General features: G+C 69.8%; 29 protein-coding genes. 18 read left to right on the top strand and 11 right to left on the bottom strand.

Annotated elements, in window-relative coordinates; genetic code table 11:
* Positions 1-14: 14 nt before the first annotated feature.
* Positions 15-524, bottom strand: a complete 510-nt coding sequence (locus ACIRRH_RS41945; protein ID WP_403078551.1) for a hypothetical protein — start codon at positions 522-524, stop codon at positions 15-17.
* A gap of 1,595 nt (positions 525-2,119) precedes the next feature.
* On the opposite strand from ACIRRH_RS41945, the gene ACIRRH_RS41940 reads away from it, so the two are divergent.
* On the top strand, positions 2,120-2,629 hold the full coding sequence (locus ACIRRH_RS41940) for a hypothetical protein (protein ID WP_403078549.1): 510 nt from the start codon (positions 2,120-2,122) through the stop codon (positions 2,627-2,629).
* A gap of 34 nt (positions 2,630-2,663) precedes the next feature.
* Positions 2,664-2,939 (top strand): helix-turn-helix domain-containing protein, encoded by a 276-nt coding sequence (locus tag ACIRRH_RS41935; RefSeq protein WP_403078548.1) that lies wholly within the window; start codon positions 2,664-2,666, stop codon positions 2,937-2,939.
* Here the strand turns inward: ACIRRH_RS41935 and ACIRRH_RS41930 are convergent.
* The 3 genes from ACIRRH_RS41930 to ACIRRH_RS41920 form a co-directional block, all read right to left on the bottom strand.
* Positions 2,856-3,533: an NPCBM/NEW2 domain-containing protein gene (locus tag ACIRRH_RS41930; protein WP_403078546.1), complete on the bottom strand. Its 678-nt coding sequence runs from the start codon at positions 3,531-3,533 to the stop codon at positions 2,856-2,858. The two genes, ACIRRH_RS41935 and ACIRRH_RS41930, sit on opposite strands and share 84 nt — an antisense overlap.
* A 141-nt stretch (positions 3,534-3,674) precedes the next feature.
* The gene (locus ACIRRH_RS41925; protein ID WP_403078544.1) at positions 3,675-4,049 is read right to left on the bottom strand and encodes a hypothetical protein; all 375 of its coding nucleotides are present in this window, start codon (positions 4,047-4,049) and stop codon (positions 3,675-3,677) included.
* 84 nt (positions 4,050-4,133) lie between these two features.
* A complete protein-coding gene (locus tag ACIRRH_RS41920) occupies positions 4,134-4,367 on the bottom strand; it encodes a hypothetical protein (protein ID WP_403078543.1) in 234 nt (77 codons plus the stop codon).
* Between the two features lie 1,115 nt (positions 4,368-5,482).
* Here ACIRRH_RS41920 and ACIRRH_RS41915 point away from each other — a divergent pair.
* From ACIRRH_RS41915 to ACIRRH_RS41900, 4 genes are all read left to right on the top strand, one after another.
* The gene (locus ACIRRH_RS41915; protein ID WP_403078541.1) at positions 5,483-5,968 is read left to right on the top strand and encodes a hypothetical protein; all 486 of its coding nucleotides are present in this window, start codon (positions 5,483-5,485) and stop codon (positions 5,966-5,968) included.
* A complete protein-coding gene (locus ACIRRH_RS41910) occupies positions 5,926-7,086 on the top strand; it encodes a restriction endonuclease fold toxin-2 domain-containing protein (protein WP_403078540.1) in 1,161 nt (386 codons plus the stop codon). Before ACIRRH_RS41915 ends, ACIRRH_RS41910 begins: the two co-directional genes overlap by 43 nt.
* A gap of 14 nt (positions 7,087-7,100) precedes the next feature.
* Complete coding sequence (locus tag ACIRRH_RS41905) at positions 7,101-7,562, top strand: hypothetical protein (RefSeq protein WP_403078538.1); 462 nt, start codon at positions 7,101-7,103, stop codon at positions 7,560-7,562.
* Between the two features lie 757 nt (positions 7,563-8,319).
* Positions 8,320-8,469 (top strand): hypothetical protein, encoded by a 150-nt coding sequence (locus ACIRRH_RS41900; RefSeq protein WP_403078536.1) that lies wholly within the window; start codon positions 8,320-8,322, stop codon positions 8,467-8,469.
* A gap of 77 nt (positions 8,470-8,546) precedes the next feature.
* On the opposite strand, the gene ACIRRH_RS41895 is transcribed toward ACIRRH_RS41900, so the two are convergent.
* Complete coding sequence (locus tag ACIRRH_RS41895; RefSeq protein ID WP_403078535.1) at positions 8,547-8,681, bottom strand: hypothetical protein; 135 nt, start codon at positions 8,679-8,681, stop codon at positions 8,547-8,549.
* Between the two features lie 298 nt (positions 8,682-8,979).
* Positions 8,980-9,348 carry a hypothetical protein gene (locus ACIRRH_RS41890; RefSeq protein ID WP_403078533.1) on the bottom strand — a complete coding sequence of 123 codons (369 nt, stop codon included), beginning with the start codon at positions 9,346-9,348 and terminating at the stop codon, positions 8,980-8,982.
* Positions 9,349-9,676: 328 nt separating this feature from the next.
* On the opposite strand from ACIRRH_RS41890, the gene ACIRRH_RS41885 reads away from it, so the two are divergent.
* On the top strand, positions 9,677-10,180 hold the full coding sequence (locus ACIRRH_RS41885) for a hypothetical protein (RefSeq protein ID WP_403078531.1): 504 nt from the start codon (positions 9,677-9,679) through the stop codon (positions 10,178-10,180).
* 294 nt (positions 10,181-10,474) lie between these two features.
* Complete coding sequence (locus ACIRRH_RS41880; RefSeq protein WP_403078530.1) at positions 10,475-10,798, top strand: hypothetical protein; 324 nt, start codon at positions 10,475-10,477, stop codon at positions 10,796-10,798.
* 36 nt (positions 10,799-10,834) lie between these two features.
* Here the strand turns inward: ACIRRH_RS41880 and ACIRRH_RS41875 are convergent, their stop codons facing one another.
* Entirely contained in the window at positions 10,835-11,878 is a 1,044-nt protein-coding gene (locus tag ACIRRH_RS41875) for a CU044_5270 family protein (RefSeq protein WP_403078528.1), read from the bottom strand.
* Positions 11,875-12,525, bottom strand: coding sequence for an RNA polymerase sigma factor (locus ACIRRH_RS41870; protein WP_403078527.1), 651 nt, complete (start codon positions 12,523-12,525; stop codon positions 11,875-11,877). The genes ACIRRH_RS41875 and ACIRRH_RS41870 overlap by 4 nt, the downstream gene beginning before the upstream one ends.
* Before the next feature lie 494 nt (positions 12,526-13,019).
* Here ACIRRH_RS41870 and ACIRRH_RS41865 point away from each other — a divergent pair, with 494 nt between their 5' ends.
* Together ACIRRH_RS41865 and ACIRRH_RS41860 are read left to right on the top strand one after the other, a co-directional pair.
* On the top strand, positions 13,020-13,385 hold the full coding sequence (locus ACIRRH_RS41865; RefSeq protein WP_403078525.1) for a hypothetical protein: 366 nt from the start codon (positions 13,020-13,022) through the stop codon (positions 13,383-13,385).
* 268 nt (positions 13,386-13,653) lie between these two features.
* Positions 13,654-15,009, top strand: coding sequence for a tetratricopeptide repeat protein (locus ACIRRH_RS41860; RefSeq protein WP_403078524.1), 1,356 nt, complete (start codon positions 13,654-13,656; stop codon positions 15,007-15,009).
* Positions 15,010-15,106: 97 nt separating this feature from the next.
* Here the strand turns inward: ACIRRH_RS41860 and ACIRRH_RS41855 are convergent, their stop codons facing one another.
* Positions 15,107-15,265: a hypothetical protein gene (locus ACIRRH_RS41855; RefSeq protein ID WP_403078522.1), complete on the bottom strand. Its 159-nt coding sequence runs from the start codon at positions 15,263-15,265 to the stop codon at positions 15,107-15,109.
* A gap of 62 nt (positions 15,266-15,327) precedes the next feature.
* Here ACIRRH_RS41855 and ACIRRH_RS41850 point away from each other — a divergent pair, with 62 nt between their 5' ends.
* The 5 genes from ACIRRH_RS41850 to ACIRRH_RS41830 all read left to right on the top strand — a co-directional run bounded on the left by ACIRRH_RS41850 (position 15,328) and on the right by ACIRRH_RS41830 (position 20,196).
* The gene (locus tag ACIRRH_RS41850) at positions 15,328-15,723 is read left to right on the top strand and encodes a hypothetical protein (RefSeq protein ID WP_403078521.1); all 396 of its coding nucleotides are present in this window, start codon (positions 15,328-15,330) and stop codon (positions 15,721-15,723) included.
* A 126-nt stretch (positions 15,724-15,849) separates the two neighbouring features.
* Positions 15,850-16,353, top strand: a complete 504-nt coding sequence (locus ACIRRH_RS41845) for a hypothetical protein (protein WP_403078519.1) — start codon at positions 15,850-15,852, stop codon at positions 16,351-16,353.
* Positions 16,354-17,511: 1,158 nt separating this feature from the next.
* Entirely contained in the window at positions 17,512-17,676 is a 165-nt protein-coding gene (locus ACIRRH_RS41840) for a hypothetical protein (RefSeq protein WP_403078518.1), read from the top strand.
* A 121-nt stretch (positions 17,677-17,797) separates the two neighbouring features.
* Positions 17,798-19,117, top strand: coding sequence for a hypothetical protein (locus ACIRRH_RS41835; RefSeq protein WP_403078517.1), 1,320 nt, complete (start codon positions 17,798-17,800; stop codon positions 19,115-19,117).
* 56 nt (positions 19,118-19,173) lie between these two features.
* The gene (locus ACIRRH_RS41830) at positions 19,174-20,196 is read left to right on the top strand and encodes a DUF4240 domain-containing protein (protein WP_403078515.1); all 1,023 of its coding nucleotides are present in this window, start codon (positions 19,174-19,176) and stop codon (positions 20,194-20,196) included.
* Between the two features lie 281 nt (positions 20,197-20,477).
* Here the strand turns inward: ACIRRH_RS41830 and ACIRRH_RS41825 are convergent, their stop codons facing one another.
* Entirely contained in the window at positions 20,478-21,053 is a 576-nt protein-coding gene (locus ACIRRH_RS41825; RefSeq protein ID WP_403078514.1) for a suppressor of fused domain protein, read from the bottom strand.
* Positions 21,054-21,285: 232 nt separating this feature from the next.
* Positions 21,286-21,795 carry a hypothetical protein gene (locus tag ACIRRH_RS41820; protein ID WP_403078512.1) on the bottom strand — a complete coding sequence of 170 codons (510 nt, stop codon included), beginning with the start codon at positions 21,793-21,795 and terminating at the stop codon, positions 21,286-21,288.
* Positions 21,796-22,902: 1,107 nt separating this feature from the next.
* On the opposite strand from ACIRRH_RS41820, the gene ACIRRH_RS41815 reads away from it, so the two are divergent.
* The 3 genes from ACIRRH_RS41815 to ACIRRH_RS41805 all read left to right on the top strand — a co-directional run bounded on the left by ACIRRH_RS41815 (position 22,903) and on the right by ACIRRH_RS41805 (position 25,590).
* Positions 22,903-23,388: a hypothetical protein gene (locus ACIRRH_RS41815; protein ID WP_403078511.1), complete on the top strand. Its 486-nt coding sequence runs from the start codon at positions 22,903-22,905 to the stop codon at positions 23,386-23,388.
* A complete protein-coding gene (locus tag ACIRRH_RS41810) occupies positions 23,385-24,506 on the top strand; it encodes an IPT/TIG domain-containing protein (RefSeq protein WP_403078509.1) in 1,122 nt (373 codons plus the stop codon). Before ACIRRH_RS41815 ends, ACIRRH_RS41810 begins: the two co-directional genes overlap by 4 nt.
* A 352-nt stretch (positions 24,507-24,858) precedes the next feature.
* Entirely contained in the window at positions 24,859-25,590 is a 732-nt protein-coding gene (locus ACIRRH_RS41805) for an IS5 family transposase (RefSeq protein WP_403078507.1), read from the top strand.
* The last annotated feature ends 18 nt before the right edge of the window (positions 25,591-25,608 follow it).

Below are 25,608 nucleotides of genomic sequence, written 5' to 3'. Positions count from 1 at the left end.
AAGTTGCGCTCGCGTCACACAGTACGGTCTACCGGATCAGGAACTGTCGCGAGGGCGAATCCCACAGATTGATCACAACCCGATACGCACCCTAGGCGGGACCGGAGCCAGTACTCCCCGAGATGGGGCGTGAGCACATCGACGGCCTCCTCCACCCGTCCGGCCTTCGACAACAGCTCGGCGTAGCGGGCGCACACGTGGCCGTCGCCCAGCTCGGCGGGGTCCGGACGCACCATCGCGAGTGCCTCGTCGCCCTCGCCCCGGCGGATCATGATCTCGGCGGTGACCCACTCGGCGGCCCGCCAGCCGATATCCGTGAACGGGTCCACCAGGGCCAGCGCCCGATCGAACTCCCCGGCCGCACACAACTCCCGGGCCGCCGCCTCCGCACAGTTCCAGTCCCCACGCTCCCGCGCCGCCCGGATCAGCAGTTCCACCTGTCCCAGGTCGAGGAGGGTCCGCACCATCCGCGGGTAGACGCCACCATGGTTGCGCGCCTGCCAAGAAAGATCATCGATGTTCACGCGGGCACCCTACGAACTGCCACCGACAGCCTCCGCCCAACCGGAGCCGGGGTTACAGACCCCGCTCGGCTCGCGAAACGGTGAGAATCCGACAAGACGGATGAGATCGAGTGAGAATCCGCCAACTGCAATGCGACAGGACACCCAGCATGATCGCAGCCGGCGAACCGGCGCAGCCAGTGACAACTACCGCGGCCAAGTGACAACTATCTCGACCAGTCACAGCCTCGTCCGCCAGTCGTGGCCGGTTGCCTCTGAGGTTGCCTCAGAGGTTGCTCCTGCGGTTGCTCCTGAAGTTGCCCTGGAGGTTGCCTCTGCGGTTGCATCAAGGTAGCCCCCGGAAACCTTGATGCCGCAGCTCAGAGCACGGGACAACCGCCTTCCGGGACGCCGACTACTTCTCTCCGCAGGCTGTCGGACGGCCGAGAGAGCAGCAGCACCCCTGGGTGTCCCGTACGGCCCGACCTCACGAGTGTTCGCGTGGCGGCGCGAGGGCCGATCGACGCCGGCTGGTGCCGCCGGGTCATCCTGTCGAGGGAACCGCTCCCGATACCCGGCCGCCCCGGTCGCGGCGAGGGCAGCATGTGCCGTCATGAAGGACGATCACATGGAAGCCTTACGAGCCGCCGGGCAACGGGTCATCCACGCGCAGGGTGAAACTGGCCGCTGCCCTGACCGAACTCTCCGCCTTCGCGCCCGCACGCGGTTCGAGCGGGAGCCGCACCAGAGGCGGTAGGCGCCGAATACGCCCGGATCGTGGCCGGGCAGGGCACACCCGGTTCGGCGAAGCGACCGCCGGCCACCGTCCGTACTGGTGAGACCATCCCCAGGCAGACGCGGGACGCAGGAACCGGTCACCCCGACAGACCCGCCCCGCCCACATCTGCAACCGGCAGGGAACTACTCGCCGGCCTGTACGACGCGCTCCCGCCGACGATGAGAAACCTGCCGACAGGCGACCTTGCCCCACAGCTGGCCGGGCAGGCCGGAGTGACCGAGGGGACGGCGCGCAAATACCTGTCGGCGATCCGCTCCGAGAGAGCCGGACAGTGACCCGCACGGGCACTCTGCGGGCCTGAGGCGGCGCCAGGACGGCCGTGGGCGGCGTGCGGCGGACCTGTGGCGGGTAGCGTTCTCCATGACCGTCCATGACCGTCCAGGGTTGCTGTGAGCTGCCGTCAGAGTGCGCCGCGTGCCCGGCGGGGCGGAACAAGCCCCCGGGTGGCTCCCCGGGGGCGTCCCCGGGTGCTGCCCCGGGGGGCTTCCCTTCCAAGGGTTTCGACATTCCCGCAGGCTCAGGCCTGAAATCGGGGCTCCCGGATTCGCCGACAACCCTTTCCCTCCCCTTCCTGTCCTTGGCTTGTGGTGTTGGTGGTTGGCGGTTGGGTGGGGCGGTACGGTCCCGGGTTCGCTCCTGGTCCGACGGGCCCTGCCTGCCGCTTTGGGTCTGCTTGCCCCCTTCCCCTCGCGGCCGGGTGGCCGCGCGCCTCCCGGTGGTCGGCGCCGGGTGGTCGGGGGCGGTGGGCGGCGCCCGGGTGTCGGTGCCGTGAGGTAGAGAGACGAGGAAGATCAGCACCAGCGACGGGGAGCGGCAGATGCACGAGGAGCAGGGGCACGCCCGAGACGACCAGCAGCCGCCGGCCCGGCCCGCCCGGGTCCACTTCCGCCGCTCCGCCCGCAACCCCAACGGCTCCTGGGGCTCGGTGCGCGACGACGTCCTCGCCGTCCTCGGCGTCCTCAAGGTCGCCACCTACAAGCAGCTGCACGCCCTGGTCGCGGGCGGCACCGAGGACCGCGAGCACAACCGCACCGAGCACGTACGCGAAGCCGTCAAAGACCTGGAGAAGCACAAGCTCGTCGAGTCACGCGGCACCACCCGCCCGCCCAGCCGCAAACCCACCGACAAGACCGCCGGCTCCAAGCCACAGCCAGGCGGCCCCGGAGCCGAGAAGATCTGGGCCCTCACCCCGCTCGGCCTGCTCGCCGCCGCCGAAGCCCTCGGCGACGACCGCGACATGGGCGGCAACGCCCGCGGCGCCGGCCAAACCGGCGCCGTCCCGGCCGCCCCGCAGGCGCGGCGGGCTGCCCACCACGACCGCCAGTAGTGGCCGCCGACCTCGGCGGCAGGGAAGGAGCAGCGTGAGTCGGGAGATCGATGAGGGGCTGGAGCGTGCCGAGCGGACCCGTCCGATCCCGCGGTCCGTCCGGGCCCGGATGCGGTTCCTGCTCAAGGGTGCCAAGGGCTCGACCCGGAAGCTCGCCCAGGACCTCGGCGTCTCCCAGCGCACCGTGCAGCGCTGGCTCAAGGGCCAGGGCACCCCAAAGGCAGGCTCACTTGGAGAGAGTGCCGTTAGCGAAGACAACCGTGGGGCCGTTGGTGCCGTACGATGTGCCGGGGCTTGTGATGACTGCTAGACGCAGAACACCCGTGACATCGAGATTGATCGGCACGGCGTTTCCCAGCGTGAGGTGGGTGAACATTAGCCGCTTGCCATCTGCCTCGATTGATACATCCGTGCGGTCATTGAGGCCGTTGTCATCGAGCCCCAGGATGCCGGTCAGTGTCTTGTAGCCTCGGCCGAGGTTGTAATACGTCTTGGTGCCGTCTCCGACGTTACTGGACACGCCGGTGATGGCGTTGTCGTAGGAGACGCCATTCATCGTTCCCTGGCCGGGATGTAGGGGGTTGAAGCTGTCGCGGAGAAGATCCAGATCCCGGAGGTAGACGACGCCTGTCCGACTTGGGGAAGCCACGGCGCTGGGCGAGGACGTCGAAGCGGCGGTCATTGTCGCAGTAACCGTCGGGCCCGGCACGGCCTTGGTCACCGTGACCGTGGGAGCTGGCGCGGTTGGCGACGAGATGCCAGCTGCCGGTAGAACGAAGAACCCGAGCACAAGGCCGGCAAGGCCTGTGGCGGCAGAGATGATCTTGGTGGCGCTGTCGATGCGCTGATGGATCCCTGATGAACCCTCGTCTGGGCGGTTCGTCGGTGATGGCGCCTGGCTCACAAATCCCCCAACCTCTTGCACATGCCACCAACTATGGTCTGCAATTTAGCGTCAACTACGAGTTCAAGTAGCCTTGTTGCCGCTACCGCAACAGACGTGGAACGGCCGGATCGACCAAATCATTCCGCAGAGTGGGATGCCCTACTCAAGCAACGAATGCGCAGCGGTGTCTCCACCAAGATCCCCATGTCGCAGCCCACCAGGGACGCACCCCCGTCGTTCCCGGGCCCGGTTGGGCTGCGCCTCGTTCCCGGACTCGTCCCGGCCCAGTAGCTCCCGCTCGACCAGGTCGGCCTGTTCCTCGTGCCCGGCCTGACGCAGCATCTGCACCGCCTCGGCGAGCATCCGGTCGGCGCCGCCGGTCATGTGGTGCGCCGCGTACAGGTGGCCGCGGGCCCGCTCGGTGTACTCCAGCGCCTTCGTCAGCATCCCCAGCGCCTCGATGGTCGCGTCGTCCACCCCGGGCGGTCGGCGGTGCGCCTCATCCGGCTCTTCGGCCTTGACGTCATCTGCCACCGATGCCTCCCGACGTGCTCGCCCGACCCCTTCACCGTCGTCCGGCCGGGGAGTAAGCGCATGCGCAGGAGGGCCGACCGGCGGTCAGGCCGTCAGCTCCTGCGCGGCGTCCGGGTGGGTGGCCTGCTTGAGCTTCATCTCGACCTTGTGCCGGTTTTCGGTGTCGCCCCAGTGCGGGTGGGCGTACAGCTCGGCGCCGACCGCGGCGAACGCGGACCGCTTCTCCTCGCTGGGCTCGGCGGCCCAGTCGGCCTCGGCGGTGTACCAGCGGCGCTGGAGTTCGAGCAGGTCAGCGGGGAAATCAACGGCATCAGACACGACGCCCAACCTAGGTCGCACACCCGTACGGCCGACGACACGGCACCCCGGGACCGGCACGATTACCCGGACCGTGCCGGCGGTCCAGCCTCATTCCTGGGCGTGAGTTGCTGAGCGTGGGCCTCGGGCGGCCATCGTCCTGGGCAACGAGATTGAGAGCCACCTCGGTTGGGGGAGTGACACGCCGCGTTCGGAGCAGCGTCGTCGACTGCTCCGGTTGGACGCGGCAGGCTGTGGTCCTTGATCACGGTCGTGTCGTGAGGCCGGTGGCTTCGCCACGCGAGTTGCTGTTCGAGGAGATCCACCGGGACCGCCCTCGCAGACCCGACGGGTCTCGGGCCGGCAGCTGTCCCTGCGGTACAAGGTCAGCCGGAACGCGGTGGCGGAGGAACGAGTGCCAGCCCCAGATGAGTGGGACAGACCTGCATCGATTCCTTCCGTCTCCAGGCCGCCGAGGCCGGGCACCGTGCCGCCCGCTGACCAGTCCCGGTGGACGCACTCGGGCGAGGGATCGCTGGGATCGCTGCCGGAGGTGGTGTTCGGGGAGCTCACCGAGGCCGGCCGGCTGGCCGCGCTGGCCCTTGACTGCTGGAACAGCGGTGACCGGCATGGTGCGCTGGACGCGATCGTGCGGGGGACGCAGACGGCGCAGGCCGCAGTGGCCTCGCTGAACATGCTGGTCGAACTGGGCGCTGCCGGACGAACACGGTGGTGTGAGCGTGGCGGCCCCCGTGTCCGAGGTGGCGCGTCCCGTTGGCGCGGAGGCTGTGGTGGCGGCCCTCGCGTAGCCGCACGGCGGCTGCGCGCGTTCGTACGGGAGGCCGGCCAGTCGCCACCCGGAGCCGAGCGGACGCGACGAGCGCACCGGGCACGCCAGGCCAGCGGGCAGGCTCGCGTGGCGAGCGAGGCGAGGTGGGACTCCGCAGCGTCCGTGTAGGCCTGACCCGCCGTCGCCGTGCCGCCCTGGAGAGTCCGGGGCGGCACCGCTGAGAGGACCACTGCGCCGAGGACTTCGGCCTTCTGCCCCCAGGTTGCGCAGTGAGCGCAACACGGGCCGCCGGTGACGTTCGGCCTTCTAGCATGGAGGCAGTTGCTGTGGGGGGAGTGGGGGTGGGATGGACGGCGGCTACAAGGTCGACGTACGTGCTCTGGTCAACGGGTCTTGGCAGATGCATCAGGTTTCCGAGGACCTGCTGAACATCGTGACGCTGCTGGCGCGGGAGCTGTCTGCGGCCGGCGGCATGATCGGGGACGACGAGGCGGGGCGGATCTTCGCGTCGGTGTACAAGCCGACGGCGAAGACCACGCTGAACCAGATGGCGAACGCCTGCCACTTCATGGGCCAGGGCTCGCAGACGCTGCTCGCGAACGCGAACAATTACCTGGCGGCCGAGGACGCGGTGGCGAAGCAGCTGCTGGGCGCGAACGCGGACCCGGGCGGCGATCCCGCGGCCGGCCTGGCCCAGCCGTGGACGGCCGCCGGGCAGTGCGCGCCGGATCCGCGGGGCATTGGCGAGACCTTGCCGGAGGCGCTCGGCAAGACTGGCGGCGTCGACCGGTGGTGTGGGGGGACCGGTTCCGCGGGGACTCGGACAAGCTGAGGAAGGTCGCCGGGAGCTGGCAGGCTGCCCACCGGCTCACCGTGCAGGTCCTCCAGAGCGCGCAGGACGCCTGGCGCACCGTCGACGATGTCCATGAGGGCCAGACGGCCAAGGCGGTCGCGTCGTTCTTCACGGCCTTCGTCGGCCGGCAGGACTACCCGGCGAAGCCGGACAGCGCGTCCACGCTGCTGGCGAACCTGGCGTCGGCCTGCCGGCAGCTCGGTGACGCCTGCGACCGGTACGCCAAGCACATCGACGACTCGGCGAGCTTCTTCAACAACTGGTTCGTTGCGCCTTGGGACGACCCGGTCTTCGGCGGGGAGGGCGACGACGGCGGCCTGAAGTCCAAAGTGCTCGGCGACACCCAGATCCTGTCGCTCGCCGGCACGCCCCACGCGCTCGACGACACCCAGAAACGGGTACCGGTCCCTCAGGGGCAGCCCGCCCCGCCGAAGCCGTCCGGTCCGGGGTTCCCGTGGATCCTGCCCTTCCCGGCGCCGCTTCCCCTGCCTCTGCCGCTGGTTCCCGCGGTCTACACCCCGGTCAACCCGAACGTGCAGATCCGCACCCCGATCGCGCCCCCGACCCCGCCGATGCCGGGCTACCCGCCACTGACACCCACCGAACTGGCCACGTTCCGGCAGTGGAAGTCGGGCCTGGTCACCGGCGGTTTCTCCGGCGGCACGTACGACGACAAGAAGTACCAATGGGACACCGCCGGCTACCCCGAGTACCAGCTGCCGCTCGTGCCGCTGAGGCCCAACAAGGAGCCGTACATCATGGCGGACGGCCTCCGGGACACCGACGGCTTGATCGTCGAGGCCAAGTACGTCCGCGACCCCGCCAAGTGCTACCGCACCCTCGACGAATTCGAGAAGAGCCAGAACGGAGAGAAGGGCGCCAAGCCCAAGTTCCTGTTCAAGGACGACGAGGAGGAGCTCCAGAAGTACGCGGTCGCCATGAACGACCCGCGCAACCAGCAGGTCCGCGGCATGGAGATAGTCACCAACGACCCCAACACCGTGCCCTACTGGCGCACCATGATGGCCCTCAACGGCGCCAAGGGCTACGCCCGCTACGTCCCGCCCGGCCCCCTCACCACACCCACGATCACCTAGGACCAGAGGCAGCCATGACCCCCGACCAGCCCGAATTCCCCTTCCCCGAGACCAGCACCCTCTTCGTCTTCACCCCCACCCCCACCACCACCTGGAACCTGACCCTCGACATCTTCACCCAGGCACTGCGCCGTAGGGAGGGGGAGGAGGCGTTCGTGCACACCAAGGCGGATGGCGGGGCCTACGGCCCGAGCGACGAGAACGACTGGTGGTTCGACTTCACCGCGTCCGGGACGACCTACGAGGGCATCGGATCCGGCGTCTCAGGCGACGAAGGCCTGTCCCTGCGCAATGCGACCGCCGGTGCAGCCGCGGAGTTCGCTGCCTGGATGATCCAGGAACTCGTACCTGCGAACGGCCGGGTCGACTTCAACACACGGGCCGGCATGGAGGCCGGACTGTCCGATGAGGTCCTGACCGAGCGCACCGTACCCGGGCTCGAAGCCGTCTTCCGTGAGCACCTGAGCGACTTGTGAGTCCAAGTTCGGAGAGTGCACCCTGTGTGCCACCTGCCCTGAAGTGCGACGTCGAGGGGTTCCTGGCCCCGCGCTCCCCGCGCCAGCGTGGGTGTCCTGGCCGTTCCTGCCGGAGCGGCGCCAGCAGATGCTGCTGAGCGTGGCGGCCCCCGTGTCCGAGGTGGCGCATTCCGTCGGTGCGGAGGCTGTGGTGGCGGCCCTCGCGTAGCCGCGGATGCACGTGCCTAATGACATGTATAGCTTCTTGGATATGAGGTGGCATAACGTGGGAATGTATTCGCCAAGCGGATGGGTGGGGTAGCGTGGCTGGCTATGATTCCGATGTGCTGAATGTTATGACTGAACTCATTCGGAGGGTATCTCGCCCTGGCGTCACTCATGGTGAAGAAGTCGACTGGAGTGTGGCCGAGGTGATGTACGGGGTACCGTTCCCGGCCGATTATCGGGCCTTCGTTGAGGCTTTCGGCGCTGGGTCGATTGAGGATTCAGTGGGATTCGTTGTGCCAGCAAAGCCCGGGGAGCCGTTGCGCGGGGATCGAGTGTCGCGGATCTCGGACGCGGCGTTGGCGGACCCGGCTCTGCAGGGTTGGAGGGATCCGCAGCTAGCTCAGGCCTATTGCCTGGAGGATATGCTCATCTGGGGAACAACTGCTGGGCTGACACCCTTTGCTGGGCTGTCGCGGATGATAACCCGAATCGCTGGCCGGTCGCTGTTTACAAGCGAGTCGATTCCGCGTGGTCGATTTACCCCTACGGCATGGCCGAGTTCCTGCTCAAGATTCTCTGTGGCGATTTCGATGAATGGCCATTGAGCGAAATCTCCCTTCAGGAAATTTCCAATCCTCGCTTTCTGCACTATGTTGACCAGGCGGCGGCTCGGGATCGGTTTGAGGACCCTTGGGATTGATCGGTCCTTGATGCCCAATTTGGCTGGTGAGGCGCCGTCGGTCGCCTCGACCGGCGGGCCAAGGAGCTGAGGCACCGTCAGTCTGCGAGGAGAGTGCGGGCTATGCGGGTGCGGTGGGGGTGGATGCTGTCGACGGTGTAGCGCTCGTTGGTGCTGCGGCGGCGCAGGCGTTCGCGTTCGGTGAGCGGCAGGCCCGCCAGATGGGCGCGCATCCCGTCGACCGCGAGACGTCGAGTTCCCCTGCCGCGTACGCGCCCCACGACGGATAGCCCAGGGCGATCCACACCCGGCCGCGGTGCGCGGCGCGCACCCGCTCGGCCGGCACCAGGACGGCGGTGCGCACTTGCTCGACCGACTCGCGCAGCGCGCCGGTCAGCCGCCGCGCCTCGGCCTCGCCGACCGGGACGGCCGGCTCCTGGTGCCGCCGCTCGCCCACGCCCTTCCCCTGCCCGCCGGCAGCCGCCCGAACCCGGGCCACCTATGTTCTGCCGGCAGGGGCGGGAGGGTGTGTCATCGACCGGCCGTGTCCCCGGCCGGGAGCGGCTCCCACGCGGCCAGGGCCAGCGCGACGTCGATCACCGCGCACAGCACGGGCAGCTCACGCACCGGGTCGTTCAGCACCGTGACCGGCATCGCCGCGACCACCGCGCACACCGCCGCCAGCGCGACCCGCTCCCTGGGCGCCAGCACCGGCAGGCCGCCGGAATAGGGGTTGCCGGTCACCAGGCCGGCGGCCAGGGCGTAGCGCAGCTCGTTGTCCAGCTGTCCCTCGCCGCCGGGGACGATTTCCCGGCCGCTGGTCTGCTCGATGGCGTCGGCGGCCCTCTCCAGCACCGCGCGGTGGCCCTCCTCGATCTGCCGGGCGGCGAGTTCTGGCACCCATTCGGCGGCCCGTCGGCCCGCTTCGCCCGCTGTGCGAGCGCCTCGTTCACAGCCTGCCGCCGCTCACCCTCCCGCTGCGCCGTCTCCGGGCCCGGCTGCTGCGCGTCCTCGGGGGTGCCGGGGCCCGCAGCGAACACCTGCCCCCGGCGGCGTGGTCGTGCGCACCACCTGGCGCGAGCCTGCCTGCCCGGCCTGGGCTCGGCCATGACGGCCCCGCTGCTCCGGCGGCGTCTGATGCCCGTTCAGTACGTGGTTCCGAACGTGGCCGCCGTTTCAGGCCAATGATGATCTTGGTTGGGTGGGCTGAGCGAGGAACGATGAGTGTGTGACTGTTCCTTCCGCGGACGAGCCGGCGCCGGCTACGGCCCTTACGAAGCTCACCGAACTACGAGATCTGGCAGCGCAGGCTCTGGAGTGCTGGCAGAACGGGGACCAGAAGGCTGCGTTCGATGCGGTCAACGCGTCGATGCCGGTGGCCGCGGCTGCGGCGGCTGCCCTGAACGTGCTGATCGACCTCGATCATCCTCCGGCCGCCGAAGATCAAACGACGGATGACAACGTCACGGACGCTGCACGCCAGGCCGTGCGGAGCGCCGCTGACCGTCTCGTCCAGGACGCCGACGCGCTGAACATGGCCTCCGCCGAGGCGCGGCAGGCCGGCCTGGAGGTGCGCACCGAGGACTTTCGCCGAGCCGTGGTCATCGCGTGGCAGCACGGCGTTGATGTGCCAGCCATCGCAGCCGACGCCGGCCTGGAGACCGCAAGCGTCGAACAGTGGATTGCCGGCCACGATCTCGGGTCCCAAGGCGGGACTCCTCCGGCGGGTTGAACGACCAGCCGCAACCTCGTAGCACGCCGGATCCTCCGGGGTGGCCAGCCAGGTGATTGAGGATCTGGGCGTCGACGTGGGCCCGGCGGCCCGGGGCGATGCCGGGGTGCTGCGGAGCCGGGTGAGGGAGGCGTGTCCGGCCTGCCAGATGGGCAGGTGATCGGGCGCGATGATGCTGTTGGCGCATCGGGAGGCTGGCATCGGTCGATCAGCGGGCGTCGGTGGCCGGTGGGGACAACGGCGTTCTCGATGCATTTCGCGCCGGTGGGGTCGTCGTCGTTCATGGTGCAGTGGTTGAGCTTGCCGAAGCGGCCGAGCGAGCTGGTGAACACAGGCAACGGCAGCGGAGCCGCCGCCACCGGCCTCGCCGTCGCCCTGGAGACGTTCGCCGACTACGCCGTCGTCCCCGGCGTCACTGCCGGGGACGACGTCTGGGCGACCATCGGCACTCCGTACGGAATCGAACAGCGCACCGTCCGCCTCCCCACCGGTGTCGCCGGCTGGATCACCGAGCTCCTTCGCGACGAGACCCGGACGCTGGGGACCGGCCCCGGCACCGCCGACCACGGCCAGGACGCCGGTGGCCAGGACGCCGGGGTTGAACCGGCCTGGTGGTGACCCCCGTATCTCCCGGGATCGCCCGTGCCGCCTGGGTCAGGCGGCGTCCGAGCTGCTGGGGCGCTGCTTCTTGTGATCGACGATGGCGCGTTCGAGGACTGCGGTGCGCTCGATGACCGTGCCCGGCTTGACGCTGTCAACGGCGTCGACCTGGACGCCTCGGCTGCCTAGGTAGGTGTAGGTGTTCCGGTCGAAGACCCATTCGGTGCGCACGCCGGTCCGGGCGTCGAGGCGGGCCAGGGCAACGCCGTCACGGCCTGCCGCGTCCTGCGAGTGCTCCACGACGACCACGCCGGGGATCTTCGCGGCGGCCTGGTAGAGGGCGGCGGCGGTGCGGGCGGGGACCAGCTGTTCGCGCACGGCGTCCGCGATGAGGGTGAACGCCTGCTGGTCGCGGTCGCTTCCGCTGTTGGTGCGTGCGTAGATCTGCTTGAGCAGGGTGTCGGGGTCGGTGGGCAGGGCCTCGACCTTGTTGTAGGAGTCACCGGGCTCGTCGCCGTCGAGAGTGATTCCTCCCTTGGGCTGGTATCCGGGCTCGTCCAGCCACCCCTTGAGGCCGTCGGGGGACATCCACACCTCGCGCGTGTGCAGGGGCTGGACCCACGTCCGGGACTCGTTGGTGTCGGCGTTCACCTTGGTGGCGAGGTAGGAGACCTCGGTCTTGACGTAGAGGTACTGATCCTGGGAGGGCTGGGGTGTGGCGCGCCGGGCGGTGGCGTCGGCGATGCGCTGCGTAGTGGAGGCCAGCTGTACCGTACTGCCCGGTTCGACCTGGATGACCGGGGCTGCGACCGGGGCCGGCTTCCCGGGTGAGTCGGAGCCGGTGCCGATCAGGGCGAAGGTGAGGCCGGCGGCCACGGCGAGTGCGGTGACCGGTACCCCGATCAGCGTGGCCCGGCGGCGCGGGGCGGGCGGCGCCGCCGGGGCAGGGACGGCCTGCTGCTGGATCTGCGCCATCAAGAACTCCTCGAGTTGGTGGTGCCGGTCGCGCGGCAGTGCCGGATCGCCCGGCGCCGGCAGAAGCCGGGCCAGCTCCGCGGGGTCCGGAGCCTGGGGCCGCTGCCACGGGGTGCGGATCATCGGTGCTTCTCCTCATCCGACCGGGCCGCAAGAGTGCGGCTGCCCTGTTGTTGTCCGCTGCGGGGGAGGGGTTCCATGCTGTTTCGCCCTTCCTTGCGAGCTGCGACGAGCTCCTCGTGCGCGAGCTTGCGCAGACGGGCACGGGCACGCGACAGCCGCGAGCGGACCGTGCCCACCGGCACCCCCAGCGCCAACGCCGCCTCCACGTAGCCGAGCCCGGACCACACGCACAACGTGAACACCTCCCGCTCACCGCGCCGCAGCTTGGCCAGCGCCCGCCCGGCAGCGGCCAGTTCCTCGGCATCCGCCATCCGCCCCACCAGCTCATCGGCGAAGTCCGGCATCGCCTCCTTGGCAGGTAGGCGGGCCACCGCGTACGCATGGCGCCGCGCAGCCCGGGAAATGTTGCGCAGCACGTTCGCGGCGATCCCCATTACCCAGGGACGCGGGCTGCCCCCCTCGTCCCGCAACCGGGCCCGCAACCGCCACGCTTCCAGGAACGTCAGCGAGACGACATCCTCAGCCGCCGCCCAATCACCCGTCACACGCACGGAATGACGGAACACCAGTTGCGCGTGGTCGCGGAAGATCTCCCGGAACGCCTCCGGATCTCCTGCCCGGATCCGGGCATGCAGTGAATAGTCCACGTAGATCTTTGTCCGCCATACCCACCCAGTTCCTGAGACGTGCCTCACATCGCACGGGGCGTCAGGGCCGCCCACACCCACCATCGTCGCCCTGATCCTGGCGATCGCCCAACTCGCCCGCGAACGCCAGGATGACCACGCTCCCAGGTGGGCCCGGGACCTCTGGTCGGATCACAGCCGACCGCCCGAGGTCCGCATCGGCGCCAGCCTGGCCTGGCTGTGCCTGGTCACCGACCCCGCCCCCCGACGAGCTCCGAACCCTCCTCACCGACCCCGGCACTCGTCAATACGACGACCTGCTCCAGCCGGTGCCATGGCTCACCTGGGTCGACCCCACCGGTTTCGGGCTGCGAAGCTGCATCGACGAAATGCTCGCGGCGGACATCCCCGGAACCGAGCTTGATGATCCTCAGCTTTGGGGTGAAGGACCATCAAACTGAAGCATGCAACAGTCAGCCCTGTTGACCGTGATTGCTTCGAGTCCGGGAGTAACCGTGACCATCAGGGACGAGGTTCGAGAGTTCGTCAGGCTCGGACCCCTGCCCTCCGAAGAAGACAACTCTGAAGAGGGCGACGAGGCGTTCGACAAGATGGAGCGGGCACTGCACGCGATTGAGAAGCCCGTCACCGACGATGAAGCGCGGCTCCTGATTGACTGCTTCGGAGATGACAACTGCTTCGGACTCGCCTGGACACTGCTTCACATCGTGGAGTCAGCGCCATCGCCCGTAGTCACCTCCGAGTCACCTGCTGATTCCAACGAGTGGATCACGAGACTGTGGAAGCGCTTTGCCGCGCCGCCCGGGCCAGCGGAAGGCGTTGGTGAGCGCGGCCCCGCAGCGGAGCCGACTGCCGCCTGACTGCCGACGCCGGTGCCTGCCACCCGGCCGAGGCCAGGTGGCAGGCCGTGCCAGTATCTGATCACTGCCGCCTCCGCCGCTCGGCCGGGCGTAGTACGCCGTCCAGAGGTGGTTGGGCGGGTGAGTGGAGCGGTACGGGCAGCCCTGCCTGGACGCGCCGCCGTTTCCTCGCGGCGTTCGTGCCGGCGCTCCTGGCGGCGTTCCTTGCGGTCGCGCCCGTCCTTCGCTGCCTGCGGGGTGTCGGGGGCGAGCGCTACGGTACGTCGCCATGGACGCTGCCGATCTTGAGCGCCGGACCCGTACGCGGTCCGGCTGCATTCCGCCGGAGCTGGTCGCACGGCTGCTGGAGCGCGGCCACACTGCTGTGGTGGAGGAACAGGCTGGGGACGGGGAGTGGTTCTGCGCGCGGGCCTGGGCGGGGCTGCTCGCCGAGCAGGGTCGGCAGGCGCAGGCGCTGGAGGTGATCGCCCCGTATGCCGCGACGGGCTGGTGGACGGCCGCCGAGGCCACCGCCGGATTGCTGGAGGGCTGGGGCCGGATCGAGGAGGCGATCGAGCTGACCCGGGCCCGGATGGCGCTCGGGCACCCGATGGCGCTGAAGTCCTACGCCCGCCTGCTTGCTCGGCACGGACGCGCCGAGGAGGCGTTCACCCTGTTGCTGCCGCACATCGACGACTGGCCCCTCGCCCAGGCCCTGGTCGAGGTCGCCGCTGTCGCCGGCCGCGACGACGAGGCCTCCGAGCTGCTCGACGCCCGGATCCCGGCCGAGCACCGGTGCGACGGCCCGTGGTGCTGCCACGGCCTCGACCCCGACACGGCGATCGGGCTGCTCGCGACGATCCGCGAGCGACAGGGGCGCGTTGACGAAGCGATCGCCTTGCTGCGCGCTGGCAGCCCCATTCTGGTCAACCACCACACGCACCTCGCCGGTCTGCTGGCCCGGCACGGCCGGATCGAGGAACTGCGCGCCTGTGCCGCTGGCGACATGGGCGAGGAGGCCGTGGAGCAGTTGGCGCGTGTGCTGGAGGAGCGGGGCGATGTGAATGGTGCGATCGCGGCGTGCCGACAGGAGAACGGGCCTGCGCACGACAACCCGAACTCGGCCTTCGACCTCGCTCAGCTCCTGGCCCGGCACGGCCGGGGTGAGGAGGCGATCGCCGTGATGCGGGCCCAGGCCGACACTCGCCCCGGCGAGGACTGGATCCTCCATACCCTGGCCGACCTGTGCCTCGACCAGGGTCGCCCCCAGGACGGCCTGGCCCACCTCGACGACCTCAAAGCCCGCCGCGGCGGCGAGGACGAGTGGGACCTGTACCGGCTCCGACTGCCGCTGATCGTCGCCCGCGACGGCATCGACGCGGCCGTCGAACAGGCCCGGGCCCACCCCGAAGGCGCCACCTCGTACGCGGCTTCCGACATCGCCCGCCTCCTGGCCGACGCCGGGCGTACGGAGGAAGCCGTCGCCGTCCTCGAACCGCACGACCGAACGAACCGGCACGCCCTGGCCGGCTACCTCATCGACCTCGGCCGCATCGCGGAGGCCCTGGCGCACCTTCAGCACACCGAGCCCTCGCCGCCTCTCATACCGACGGCACGCCTGTGGGCCGACGCACCCCCGCTCTGATTCCTGCCCGGCCCGGGCCGCCCGCCAGGACGGTCGGTCCGGCCGGCTCGCCGCTACGCGCAGGTGTCGAGCATCTCGGTCAGCGCCGCCTTCACGGTCAGAGGCCAGCCTGGGCGAGGATGCGCTCCATTCGAGCCGGCGGCAGCGCGGGGTTGCCGGCCGCTGCATCGACGACCTTGGGGTCGGGGTCTTTCAGCAGGCGCTCCAGCAGTTCTGCGGTCGCTGACGGCTGCGGGGGCGTGCTGGTGTGGGCCATGATGGGTGCTGTGTCCGGGGCGGGGGGTGTGCCGGGCGGGGTTGCGGGGCAGGGGGCGGACCATGGAGATCACCATCGCCGGTACGGGGCTCGCGGGCGGGGCGTGGCCGGAGCTGCTGCCCGACCGACGCCCGGTCCTGGTGGTACCCGCCCCAGCAGCACCCCCACCACATCCAGCCGACGGCTGGACCCGCGAAGCCGCCCACCCCCACGACACCCCCCACCCCGGCTGGGCCGCCACCGCCACCCCACCACACCTGACCATCCACCAACCCACCGGACAGCCCTGGTACGACGCCCCGCTCACCGCCGGCCGCGAATGGTGGCGCGCGCTACGCACCCACGAGGTCCTGCTCCTGGTGACCGGCCCGTTCACCAACGTCTTCGACTTCCGCCGCGCCGCCGAAGCCGGCGCACTGGCCCTGCTGACGGTCGACACCGTCTTCACCACCCTCTGACACTCCCCGGCCTGCCGCGCCGGGTGGCGCCGGCCAGACCTGCGGGCCTGTCGGGAGTGCACGGGAGCGGGCCCGCCGATCACGGCGAGGTCAGAGCGGCTGGTGCCTGTGGCTCGTTGTGTGGGCGTGGCTGACGAGACGAACAACGGCCGATCCCGGGCTCCGATGGTGTGGGCGCTGGCGGTGCACGAGGCGGCGCAAGGACCGCCGTTCGCGGAACTGATTGTGGAGGTTGGCGCGGACCTCTACACGGACCTGGTGGAAGCCGCGGTCGACAGCGGCTTCACGCTTGCTGTTGGTGAGCCTGCGGACACGAGCGGAGCCGTGGAGATTGGCGACGGCTGTGTGAAGCGTCTGGTGCTGGTCGGCGGGCGTCAGACGTGGGAACCGGATACACGCGTCGAGGCCTCGCCTGGCTGGTTGACAGCAGCCGAAGGCCGGGGCACCGCCGTGGTGATCCTCGTGCCGCCGGACACCTGGCCGCCCGGTCTGATCGAGCTGGAGCCCGAGGAACGCCTGGACGTGTTCACTCGAAGGTTCGAACAGGAGCAAAGGGCGGGCCGAGTCCTGCACGGGACCGTATCGGTGCAGATGGCAAGGCTGCCGGACAAGGGGGCCGACGGTGGGTGACGGTCGGCTGACGGCACGGCCGTGGCCCTGGCCGCGGTGCTCACCGGCACCTCCCCCGCCATGGCCACCCCGTGATGTCGGGTCGGTCAGGGAGGAGCGCTGGTCGGGGCGGGCGGCCCGCAAATCGCGGGAAGGTTCATACGGGGTCTGTCCGGCCGGATCGTTTCTGCATGTGGCCAGCCTTCAGGCTTCACTCGGACGAGTGAAGCGGCGGTGCTCGGCCAGTGCAGGGGTAAGGGCGTCCTCGGAGCAGGCGTGGCCGGCCTCGTGGTTCCCCGGAGCCCTTGGTGGTAGAGGCTGGTCAGTGGTCGGCCAGGTGGCGGGAGGTGAGATCGACTTCCCCGAGCTGGGCGGTGGTCAGGCGGCGGGCTTCCCAGATGACCGCGGCCACGCCCGGGAGTGGAGCGGAGGCAGACCGTCGGGCAGGCGGATGCCCCCGAGCGCCGCCAGGTCAAGGACGGGGATGCCGAGCACGCCCGCGAAACCGGCCACCAGCTCGGGGGCCGCTTCAACGGTGCCGCGGCCCACCCCACCGATCGTCGACGGCGACAGGTAAATCCGCCCGTCGTCACCGCGTAAAGGGCCTTCGCCGTGCACGCCCATTTGAGGTTCCGGCTGTGCGCGAGATTCAGGAGCACCGCACCGAAGCCCGGCTCGTACCGGTGGTACGGCCGGTCGACCCCGCCCCGCCCCTCCCGCCGCACCAGAGGCTGCGCCCGGATCGCGTCCAGCAGCAGGCGCCGGTTCCCGGCGGGCATGACCATCGCGTTGTAGACGACGTGGTTGACCGACCAGTGCGGATTGCGGGTGACCGGCGTCAGATCGTCAGGTACCGGCTGCCCGGCCAGGACGAACAGGTCGGCGGCGTGCAGCCCGAGCGTCGGTGCGAGGTCCCTGAGCAGCCGCCCGGTCGGTGCCCACCCGTCGAGCACGGCCCGCAGCTGCGCCGGGTCGGCGCCGGCCGCCTCCGAGAGCGCGACGGAGCCGAGCGCCCGGTGGCCCATCAGGCCCGCCAACAGCGCACCGAACTCCAGCACTCCTGTCATTCCGTCAGGCTATCGACCTGCGCGGAGGCCATCCGGCGCCCGTCTCGCCTGCCGGCCGCCCCCGGATCAAAACGCGTCGCTCCGGGCTGGAGTGGCTGGCTAGGCTCGCGCCATGGAGGAGGACGAGGCCCTGGAACCGCTGCGCCGGGTGCTGCTGGAGCGCGACCTGGGCGGTTGTCCGGGGACAGTCTCCGCGGCGGTGGAGGCCGCCCGGACGGCACTGGCCGGTGGGGCGGACACCTTGAGCCTGTGGGAGCTCGGCGGCCCGGACCACTGACCCGTCTCGCCGAAGTTTGACCAGTCTCAGCGGAGTTTGACGGGTCCGGTTTCGTCTCAGCGGAGTTTGACTGTCGGCGGGTCCGGAGTCTTGTCGGGGGTGGGGCCTAGGGTGCGGGGCCGTGGACGCTGCTGATCTCGAACGCCGGGCCCGGACCTCGTCGGGCTACATTCCTTCCTCGCTGGTTGTCCGGCTGCTCGAACTCGGCCACGAACGGGAGGTGGAGGTGCAGGCCGGGCGCGGGGAGTGGTTCTGCGCGTTGGCGTGGGCGCGGCTGCTGGGCGAGCGGCAGCAGTACGAGCGGGCCTTGGAGGTCCTCGCTCCGTATGTCGCGACGGGCTGGTGGCCGGCGGTACGGGCCCGGGCCGAGCTGCTGGAGGGTTGGGGGCGGGGCGAGGAGGCGATCGTGTCGTCCCGCCCGTACGCGCAGGCCGGGGACCGGCTGGTCCTGGAGGTCTTCGCGCGCCTGCTGGCCCGCCACGGCCGGGCCGAGGAGGCGTTCGCACTGCTGCGGCCCGGGATCGAAAGTGGGTTCCTCGCCGCAGCCCTGGTGGACGTCGCCGGGACGGCGGGCCTGGACGAGCAGGCCGTAGCCCTGCTGGAGGACCGGATCGCGGCGGCGGTCCCGGCCTGCGACGACCCCGACTGCGGCAGGCTCCGCATCGAACCCTCCAACGCCGTCAACCTGCTCGCCGCGATCCGCGAACGGCAGGGCCGCACCGAGGAGGCGATCGCCCTGCTGCGCACTGCCGGAGCCAGCTCGGTCAACAGCCGCGACCTGCTGGCCGATCTGCTGGCCCGGCACGGCCGGATCGGCGAACTGCGCGCCTACGCGGCCGGCGAGCAGCACGGGTTCGCCGTCGTGCGCCTCGCCGAGGTGTTGGAGGAGCGCGGCGATGTGGACGGCGCGGCCGCCGTCTTCCGGCACCCGGACAATCCGCCGCACTGGCGGAGCAACCACGCGGTGGCGCGGGCGCGGCTGCTGGCCCGCCACGGCCGGGGCGATGAGGCGATCGAGGAGCTGCGGGCGTTCACGGAGGTGCCCGGCTACGGGGAGGACTGGGTGGTCGAGGCGCTGTGCACCCTGTACGCCGAGCAGGGCCGGGCCCAGGACGGCCTGGCGTACCTCGATGCCATGAAGGAACGCTACGGAGGGCAGGAGGGCTGGGAGACCTTCGCGCCGAGGCTCTCGCTCATGGCCGCCTGCGGCCGGATCGACGAAGTGGCCGAACTGGCCCGGGCCCATCCCGAGGGCGGCGCCTCGTACGCGATCTGCTTCATCTCCGACCTGCTCGCCGCAGCCGGTCGCACCGAAGAGGCCCTTGCAGTCCTCGGACCGTACCCGGCCTACCGCCAGGCACGCGCCGAGTACCTCATCGAGCTCGGCCGCGTCGGGGAAGCCGTGGCCGTCCTTCAGTCGGGCAGCTCACAGCAGGTATGAGGCGACGCTAGGTCCGAGCCGCGCGTTTTCGCCGAGCGGCGTTGAGGAAGGCGTTGATGCTGCTGAGGGTGAGGGGCGTGTCGTGGTCGTCCATCATCCGCTCCCAGATCTCGGCGGTCGACCGGCCTGCGCCGGCCAGGGCTCGGATGCGTCGTCGCTGGGTGTCGCTGGGGGGGAACCTTCCGGGTGAGGCGCCGGGGTTCTTGGTGCTGGATGGCCTTGCGCAGATCCTTCGGGTGCAGGCCGCGGGCCCGGGCGACCAGCTGCCAGGGATCGCCTTCGCGCAACCGCGTGGATGCGAGCAGCACGTCGATGCTGCGGAGGAGGTACCCCTCCTGGACCTTGCGGCTCGCGGTGGGCGCGGGCCGCTGCGGCCGCGGCTTGCCGGGGGCGTCGGCGAGGGCGCGCTGCAGGAGCGAACGGCCATGCGCTCGGGCGCAGGCGGGCCGTCCACTTCGCGATACGCCCTCGTGGCCCGTACCGGTTGGGACATCTCCTTCTCTGGGCCGCAATGTCAGAGTCCGGTGACATGCTCAGCCGCCATGGACATCCAGCAATTCTGGAAGCTGATCGAGGAAGCCCGCTCGCAGGTGCCGGCCCCGGACAACGGCGACGCCGTCGCGCGCAGGGCCGCCGCGCTGCTCGCGCTTCGCCCAGTCGAGGAGATCGTCGCCGCCGAGCAGATCCTGTGGAAACTGATGGCCGACTCATACAGAGCCCCGCTCTGGGGCGCGGCCTACATGATCAACGGTGGTTGCTCCGACGACCTGTTCGACTACTTTCGTGGCTGGCTGATCACACAGGGCCGTGCAGCCTTCGAGAGCGTCATCGCCGATCCCGACAGGCTCGCCGGTCTCCCGGCCGTACGCGCGTTCGCCGCCGATGGGATCGACATCGAGTGCGAAGAAACTCTGAGCATCGCCTGGGACGCCCACCGGGAAGCCACTGGAAAGGAACTTCCCGATGACGCCTTCACCATCCAGTACTCGACTCTGGACCCGGATTGGAACTTCGACTTCGGCAACGGCGACGAGCTCAGTCGACGGCTGCCGCGCCTGGCAGCGTTGTACTCGGACTAGCGTTCACAAGCGGCCGGGCCGCCTTCGCGCGGCCAGCCGGTAGGTAGCCCGCGGGCCACCTACGCACGCGCGGGGACAGCTCCCCGTCAGGCTTTCCGCAGGCGGCGTGACGCCCGCCTCTGCGCGGCCATCGCAGACCGGATCACCTTTCGCTGCACGCTCATCCAGACTGGCACCGAGTCCTACCGTTTCCAGGCCACCACAGTCGAACGCGCGAAGACCGCGAAGGGATGACCCACGACAGGTCGGTTCTGCGGCTGCGGACGCGACGGAAACTCACCTTAGGCGACCGATGCCCTGAACGGGTCCGTGGGAACGATCTCGGCTTCGTCGAAGAGCTGTTCCAGCGCCTCGTGTCCGTGGTTTCTGCGGAACTCGATCTCGGCGGTGGTCACCGGCAGGGCCCACAGGATGCGGGCGTGCCCTCCGGGCAGCGGGCAGTGTTCGAGATCGGGTCCGTGGAGGTAAGGCAGGCTGATCAGGAGGTGGTCGCAGGCCGAACCCAGTACCCACGGTTCGCCGATCGGCATGCTGTGTTCCAGGTCGAGCCGGTGCCCGGCGCAGTGGTAGCAGGCGAGCATCGCCATGAGCTCGACGAAGCGTTCGTCGCAGGCATGGGCGGTCATGACGAACTCGAGGCCGCGGCCGTCCTCATCGGCGGCCCAGCACCCTGCCGTCACATAGGCCCAGCTGTCACCGCGCGGGCCAGGCCCGACCACGAGTACGCGAAGGCCGACCGGCTCTTCTTGCCGCTCCGGCCCAAGGTCGCAGTCCATGACCTCCACCGAATGCCCTGCGAAGAACGTCTGGACGTGCGCCTCGACGACTTCCGCGGCTCGCAGTCTCGCATCACTCACCGTGCGATCATCCCAGACCGCGGTCAACCACGCCGCTGCCCGGCGTGAGGCCGTCCTGCATCAGCACTGCCATCGGCTCCGCGAACCCGAGGGGCGACGGGCAGACGAGGGCCATGGCCGAGGCCATCGCCACAGGTAACGTCCAAAGGTACGACAAGCTCGCCGTCCGCTACGAGGCCACTGTCACCATCGCCGTCATCAACGAGTGGCTGTGATGACAGGGCTTCCGGCGTCAGAGCTCGTCTGTGACGCTGCCGTCCGGATGACGACGGCTGAAGTACAAGCGCCTGTCGCCCGGCCCCTTCTGCTTCTCGGCCTCGTACCATGGGACGAGGCACGCCCACGCCTCGGTCTGCTGTGTGACGTGGGCCTGCAGCCAGTCGGTGAACCGGGCGAAGCTCAAGGTGGGCACATCGTCAGGACCGCCCTCACAGTACGACCACACCTCGGGATCGGGTCCGGGGCCGCGCAGAAAATCGAACTGGTAACCCTGGTGCATGAGGATGACCCGGTCCGACTCGGTGAGAACGAAGGGGACGTTGTTCTCCGCCAGCAGTTCTCGTGCCGCCTCCCCCAAGCCGATGACTCGCGGATAGAAGACGTCGCTGCCCTGCATGAAGTGCCCGGCACCGCCGCCGATCAACGTCAGGAAGCAGCGATAGGCATCCCCAAGAGGCGCGGACTGGTCACACTCAATCCTGTGGATCTCATCGCCGGACAGCCCGCGAACCTGGTCCGCCACGGCCGTGGTGCCGTCGACAACTGCTTCGGTCAGCGCACGGACACGGTCCTCCGATGAGCCCCCGCTCGGCTGTCCTCCGTCGGAATCCCGATCCTTCCTCCGGACCATCATGCCCCCTCCGAGCCCCGAGCCAGCTCCTGCGGCTGACCGCACGGGAGCCTACGCGGCCTCTGATCCACCTGTGAAACAGGCCCTAGCGTGGTGGCACCAGACGAGACGGAGGGAGCCGGGTGTTGTTCGGCAAGAGGTTGGCGAAGGGCTGTCTGGGGACCGTGATGGTCCTCGCCGCCCTGGTCGGGGTCGTGCTCGCGCTCTACATCGGGATGTGGATCGACATCGGCCCTGCCAACTGACCCGGAGCGCTTGAGCGCCGTCCGGGAGACGAGCCGCACACTCAGCCAGCCCTGCCCACCCCGCCCCTGCTGCGCCCATCTGACTGCCGAACTCCGATGGCCCTGACCGCTTCGCCAGTCAGGGCCATCGTCACTCAGCCGTACCTTCTACCTCAGGCTCTGCAGAAGGGCCCCTTGCGCTTCAGGTGCCGCAGGATCACGATGAAGCCCTGGTGCCCGCGGAAGGTCGCGTCGACAGCCGGGACGGAGCCGCAGTGCCGGCAGCTGAGCCGGCCCTCGCGATAGACGGGGAGGCCCACTGCCGTGGCGTTGGAGGTGGGCGTGGCGCCGTGGGGCAGCTCGGCGGAATGAGTGGAAGTGGTGGGTCTCCCATGATGATCAAGCGCATGTGCGCCCGCGAGACCTACCGCCACTCGAACGTCGTGAGCGAAGCATTTAGTACTTCAGCCACACGTCGTTGATCACATCGCGAGTCGTTGCTGGTTGCGAGCGGGGCTGTGGCTGCGTCAGAACCGGGCTGTCTCCCGGAATCTGATGAAGTCAGAGTCCGCTTGTGAATACTGTGCGATGATCGCCGTCGGTAGCGCACCCCCCGAAGCCGCTTCCTGGCATGGCCAACAGCGGCTGGGTGTGGTGGCTCCCACCGACGACTGCCGTTCAGCGGGCGACCGCGCCACCGCGCGCCCCCGCCTCGCCGCGCCGGACCGGGATCACCCGTCGTGGCGCGGCCCAACCTCATATTCGAAGGGCGTCCATGTTTCGCTCCGTCCTTGCCGAGACGTCGGCCCGCCGCACCGCGGCGCTGCTCACCACAGCGACCGCCACGCTCAGCCTGCTGACCGTGGCAAGCCCCGCTCACGCCGACTCCGTCGTGCAGCTCGCGGGCCCGGCCGGGCCCCTGCCGACGAGCACGGCCTATACCGTCACCGTCAACCTCCCCAACAACAACCCGAACGTCCGCCTCAACTCCCCCCGTGTGCAGCTCGCACTCACCGGCCCCGCCGCGGTGATGTCCGCGCGGACCTCGGACAGCTCCTGGATCTGCAACATCGCTGCCGGATCGTCCGGCACCTGCAGGAACGTCGGCGGCATGGCAACCCCTGTGACGATCACCCTCACCATCATGCCGATTGCATCCGGGACCGTCACCACCGCCGTCAAGGCCCTCGACTCCACCGGCGTCCAGCAGTGGGGAGTGACACCCTCAGCACGCAGATCGGGTCCCCGGCGCCTGTGGTGACGGGCCTCGCGCCCGACCACGGTCCGCTCGCCGGGGGCACCAAGGTCACCCTCACCGGCAGTCACCTGACGGGGACCACCGCGGTGGCTTTCGGCACCACGCCCGCCACCTCGTTCGCCGTCGACAGTGATACCCAGATCACCGCGACCGTCCCCGCCAGCAGCACTGCCGGGAAGGTCGACGTCACCGTCACCACCCCGGGCGGCACCGGCGCGGCCGGGACGTACACCTACGAGACCCCGGCGCCTGTGGTGACGGGCCTCGCGCCGGATCACGGTCCGCTTGCCGGTGGTACCAAGGTCACCCTCACCGGCACTCACCTGGCGGGGGCCACCGCGGTGGCCTTCGGTACCACGCCCGCTGCCGCGTTCACCGTCGACAGCGACACGCAGATCACCGCGACCGTTCCCGCTGGCAGCGCCGCCGGGAAGGTCGACGTCACCGTCACCACCCCGGGCGGCACCGGCACGGCCGGCACGTACGCGTATGAGGAGGGCTCGTACGTCTTCTCCCAGACCTCCGACCCCGCGTCGGGTTCGACCGTGAAGACGGGTGACAAGGTGACCTACACCGTCACCGTCACCCAGCAGGGCACGGGCGAGGTCAAAGGCGCGACCGTGACCGGCGACCTGTCCAAGGTCCTCGACGACGCCGCCTACAACGACGACGTCAAGGCCACCTCCGGCACCGCCGAGGCCAAGGACGGCAAGCTGACCTGGACCGGCGACCTGCCGCAGGACGGCAGCGCCACGATCACCTACTCCGTCACCGTCAACGGCAACGGCGACAAGCAACTGCCCAACGCCCTCACCACCACGGACGACAAGCGCGGCACCTGCGACACCACCAAGGGCTGTGCCACCGACCACACCGCGTTGACCACGGCGCCGGCGACCCCGGAGGCCTCGCCGACTCCCTCCGCGCCGCAGCCGTCCTCCGACACGCAGGCCCCGCCGGCCGCGCAGAACCAGGAAGCCCCGGCGGCCCCGCAGGCCTCGGGCGGAGCCCTCGCCAGCACCGGCTCCACCACGCTCACCACGGCGACGATCAGCGGCGCCCTGCTGATCCTCGGCGGCCTCGCCGTCGTCTTCAGCCGCCGCCGGCGCCGCCACAGCTGAACCTGCCACCCCGGGGTGCGGAGCAGGAAGTCGGCCCAGCGACTCTGCTGGCGAAGTCGCTCGGGGTGGGCGTGGGACAGTAAGTGGTTGTTGTCGTTCCGATCTTGAGGGCTGTCGGTCGAACGAGAGTCTCGATCGGGTGACTGTGGCGGCTTCCGCGCATGAAAGCAGGGCCTCTTGGTAGCTCGAAGGGTGTCTACGCCAACAAGCTCTCCAGGAGGCCCTGTTGTCGCATTTCTACGGCATCGCGGAGGCGGGGTCCACTTCGGTCACTCTCGCGTGTGACTGCTTGGCTCACAGGTTCGGGAACGCCGGCGATCACGGGGTACGCGAGCGCCGCTACCCGACCGACATGTCGGACGCCGAGTGGGCGGTGGTCCGGCCGCTGCTGCCGGTGCCGGGCTGGCTACGGGGTCGAGGCGGCCAACCGGAGGCCTATTGCCACCGGGCGATACTGGACGCGATCCGCTACCTCGTCGACAACGGCACGAAGTGGCGGGCCATGTCGGCCGACTTCCCGCCGTGGGACCGGGTCTACGCGTTCTTCCGCCGCTGGCGCGACCACGGGCTGGTCCGCGAGTTCCACGACCGGCTCCGCCGCCGGGTCCGCGAGAAGGCCGGGCGGGATCCGGAGCCGAGCGCGGGCGTGATCGACTCCCAGTCCATCAAGGCGGACGCCGTCGTCGGATCCGACAGCCGCGGCTTCGACGGCGGCAAGCTGATCAACGGCCGCAAACGGCACGTCGTGGTCGACACCCTCGGCCTGCTGCTCGCGGTGATGGTCACCGCAGCGGATGCCGGCGACCGCGCCGCCGCCCAGGTCCTGCTCGCCCAGGTCGCCGCCGCGCACCACCTGCTGGCCCTGGTCTGGGCCGACGGCGGCTACACCGGCAGCCTCGTCGAGTACTGCCTCACCGGCCTCGCCCTGGTCCTCGCGATCGTCAAACGCAGCGACGACATGCGCGGCTTCGTCGTCCTGCCCAAGCGCTGGATCGTCGAACGGTTCTTGTGCGCCACGAGGCGCTCTGTTTGTATCCCCGGTTCAGCCGGGAGGAACTCGGAGGGAGGTTCCTGGGCCGAATGACTCACCTGGATCCGAAAG

Source organism: Kitasatospora sp. NPDC101235 (genome assembly GCF_044767505.1).
In the GTDB taxonomy this organism is placed as follows: domain Bacteria; phylum Actinomycetota; class Actinomycetes; order Streptomycetales; family Streptomycetaceae; genus Kitasatospora.
The sequence above is the reverse complement of the archived record's forward strand: the minus strand, read 5'-3'. Positions and strand labels throughout refer to the sequence as shown.

Coding starts and splice junctions, on each gene's coding strand:
- ACIRRH_RS41940 (WP_403078549.1), top strand. CDS start 2,120: ATGCACGAGGAGCAGGGGCACGCCCGAGACGACCAGCAGCCGCCGGCC.
- ACIRRH_RS41915 (WP_403078541.1), top strand. CDS start 5,483: ATGGACGGCGGCTACAAGGTCGACGTACGTGCTCTGGTCAACGGGTCT.
- ACIRRH_RS41905 (WP_403078538.1), top strand. CDS start 7,101: ATGACCCCCGACCAGCCCGAATTCCCCTTCCCCGAGACCAGCACCCTC.
- ACIRRH_RS41900 (WP_403078536.1), top strand. CDS start 8,320: ATGGCCGAGTTCCTGCTCAAGATTCTCTGTGGCGATTTCGATGAATGG.
- ACIRRH_RS41895 (WP_403078535.1), bottom strand. CDS start 8,681: ATGCGCGCCCATCTGGCGGGCCTGCCGCTCACCGAACGCGAACGCCTG.
- ACIRRH_RS41875 (WP_403078528.1), bottom strand. CDS start 11,878: ATGATCCGCACCCCGTGGCAGCGGCCCCAGGCTCCGGACCCCGCGGAG.
- ACIRRH_RS41860 (WP_403078524.1), top strand. CDS start 13,654: ATGGACGCTGCCGATCTTGAGCGCCGGACCCGTACGCGGTCCGGCTGC.
- ACIRRH_RS41855 (WP_403078522.1), bottom strand. CDS start 15,265: ATGGCCCACACCAGCACGCCCCCGCAGCCGTCAGCGACCGCAGAACTG.
- ACIRRH_RS41850 (WP_403078521.1), top strand. CDS start 15,328: ATGGAGATCACCATCGCCGGTACGGGGCTCGCGGGCGGGGCGTGGCCG.
- ACIRRH_RS41840 (WP_403078518.1), top strand. CDS start 17,512: ATGGAGGAGGACGAGGCCCTGGAACCGCTGCGCCGGGTGCTGCTGGAG.
- ACIRRH_RS41830 (WP_403078515.1), top strand. CDS start 19,174: ATGCTGCTGAGGGTGAGGGGCGTGTCGTGGTCGTCCATCATCCGCTCC.
- ACIRRH_RS41815 (WP_403078511.1), top strand. CDS start 22,903: ATGTTTCGCTCCGTCCTTGCCGAGACGTCGGCCCGCCGCACCGCGGCG.
- ACIRRH_RS41805 (WP_403078507.1), top strand. CDS start 24,859: ATGTCGGACGCCGAGTGGGCGGTGGTCCGGCCGCTGCTGCCGGTGCCG.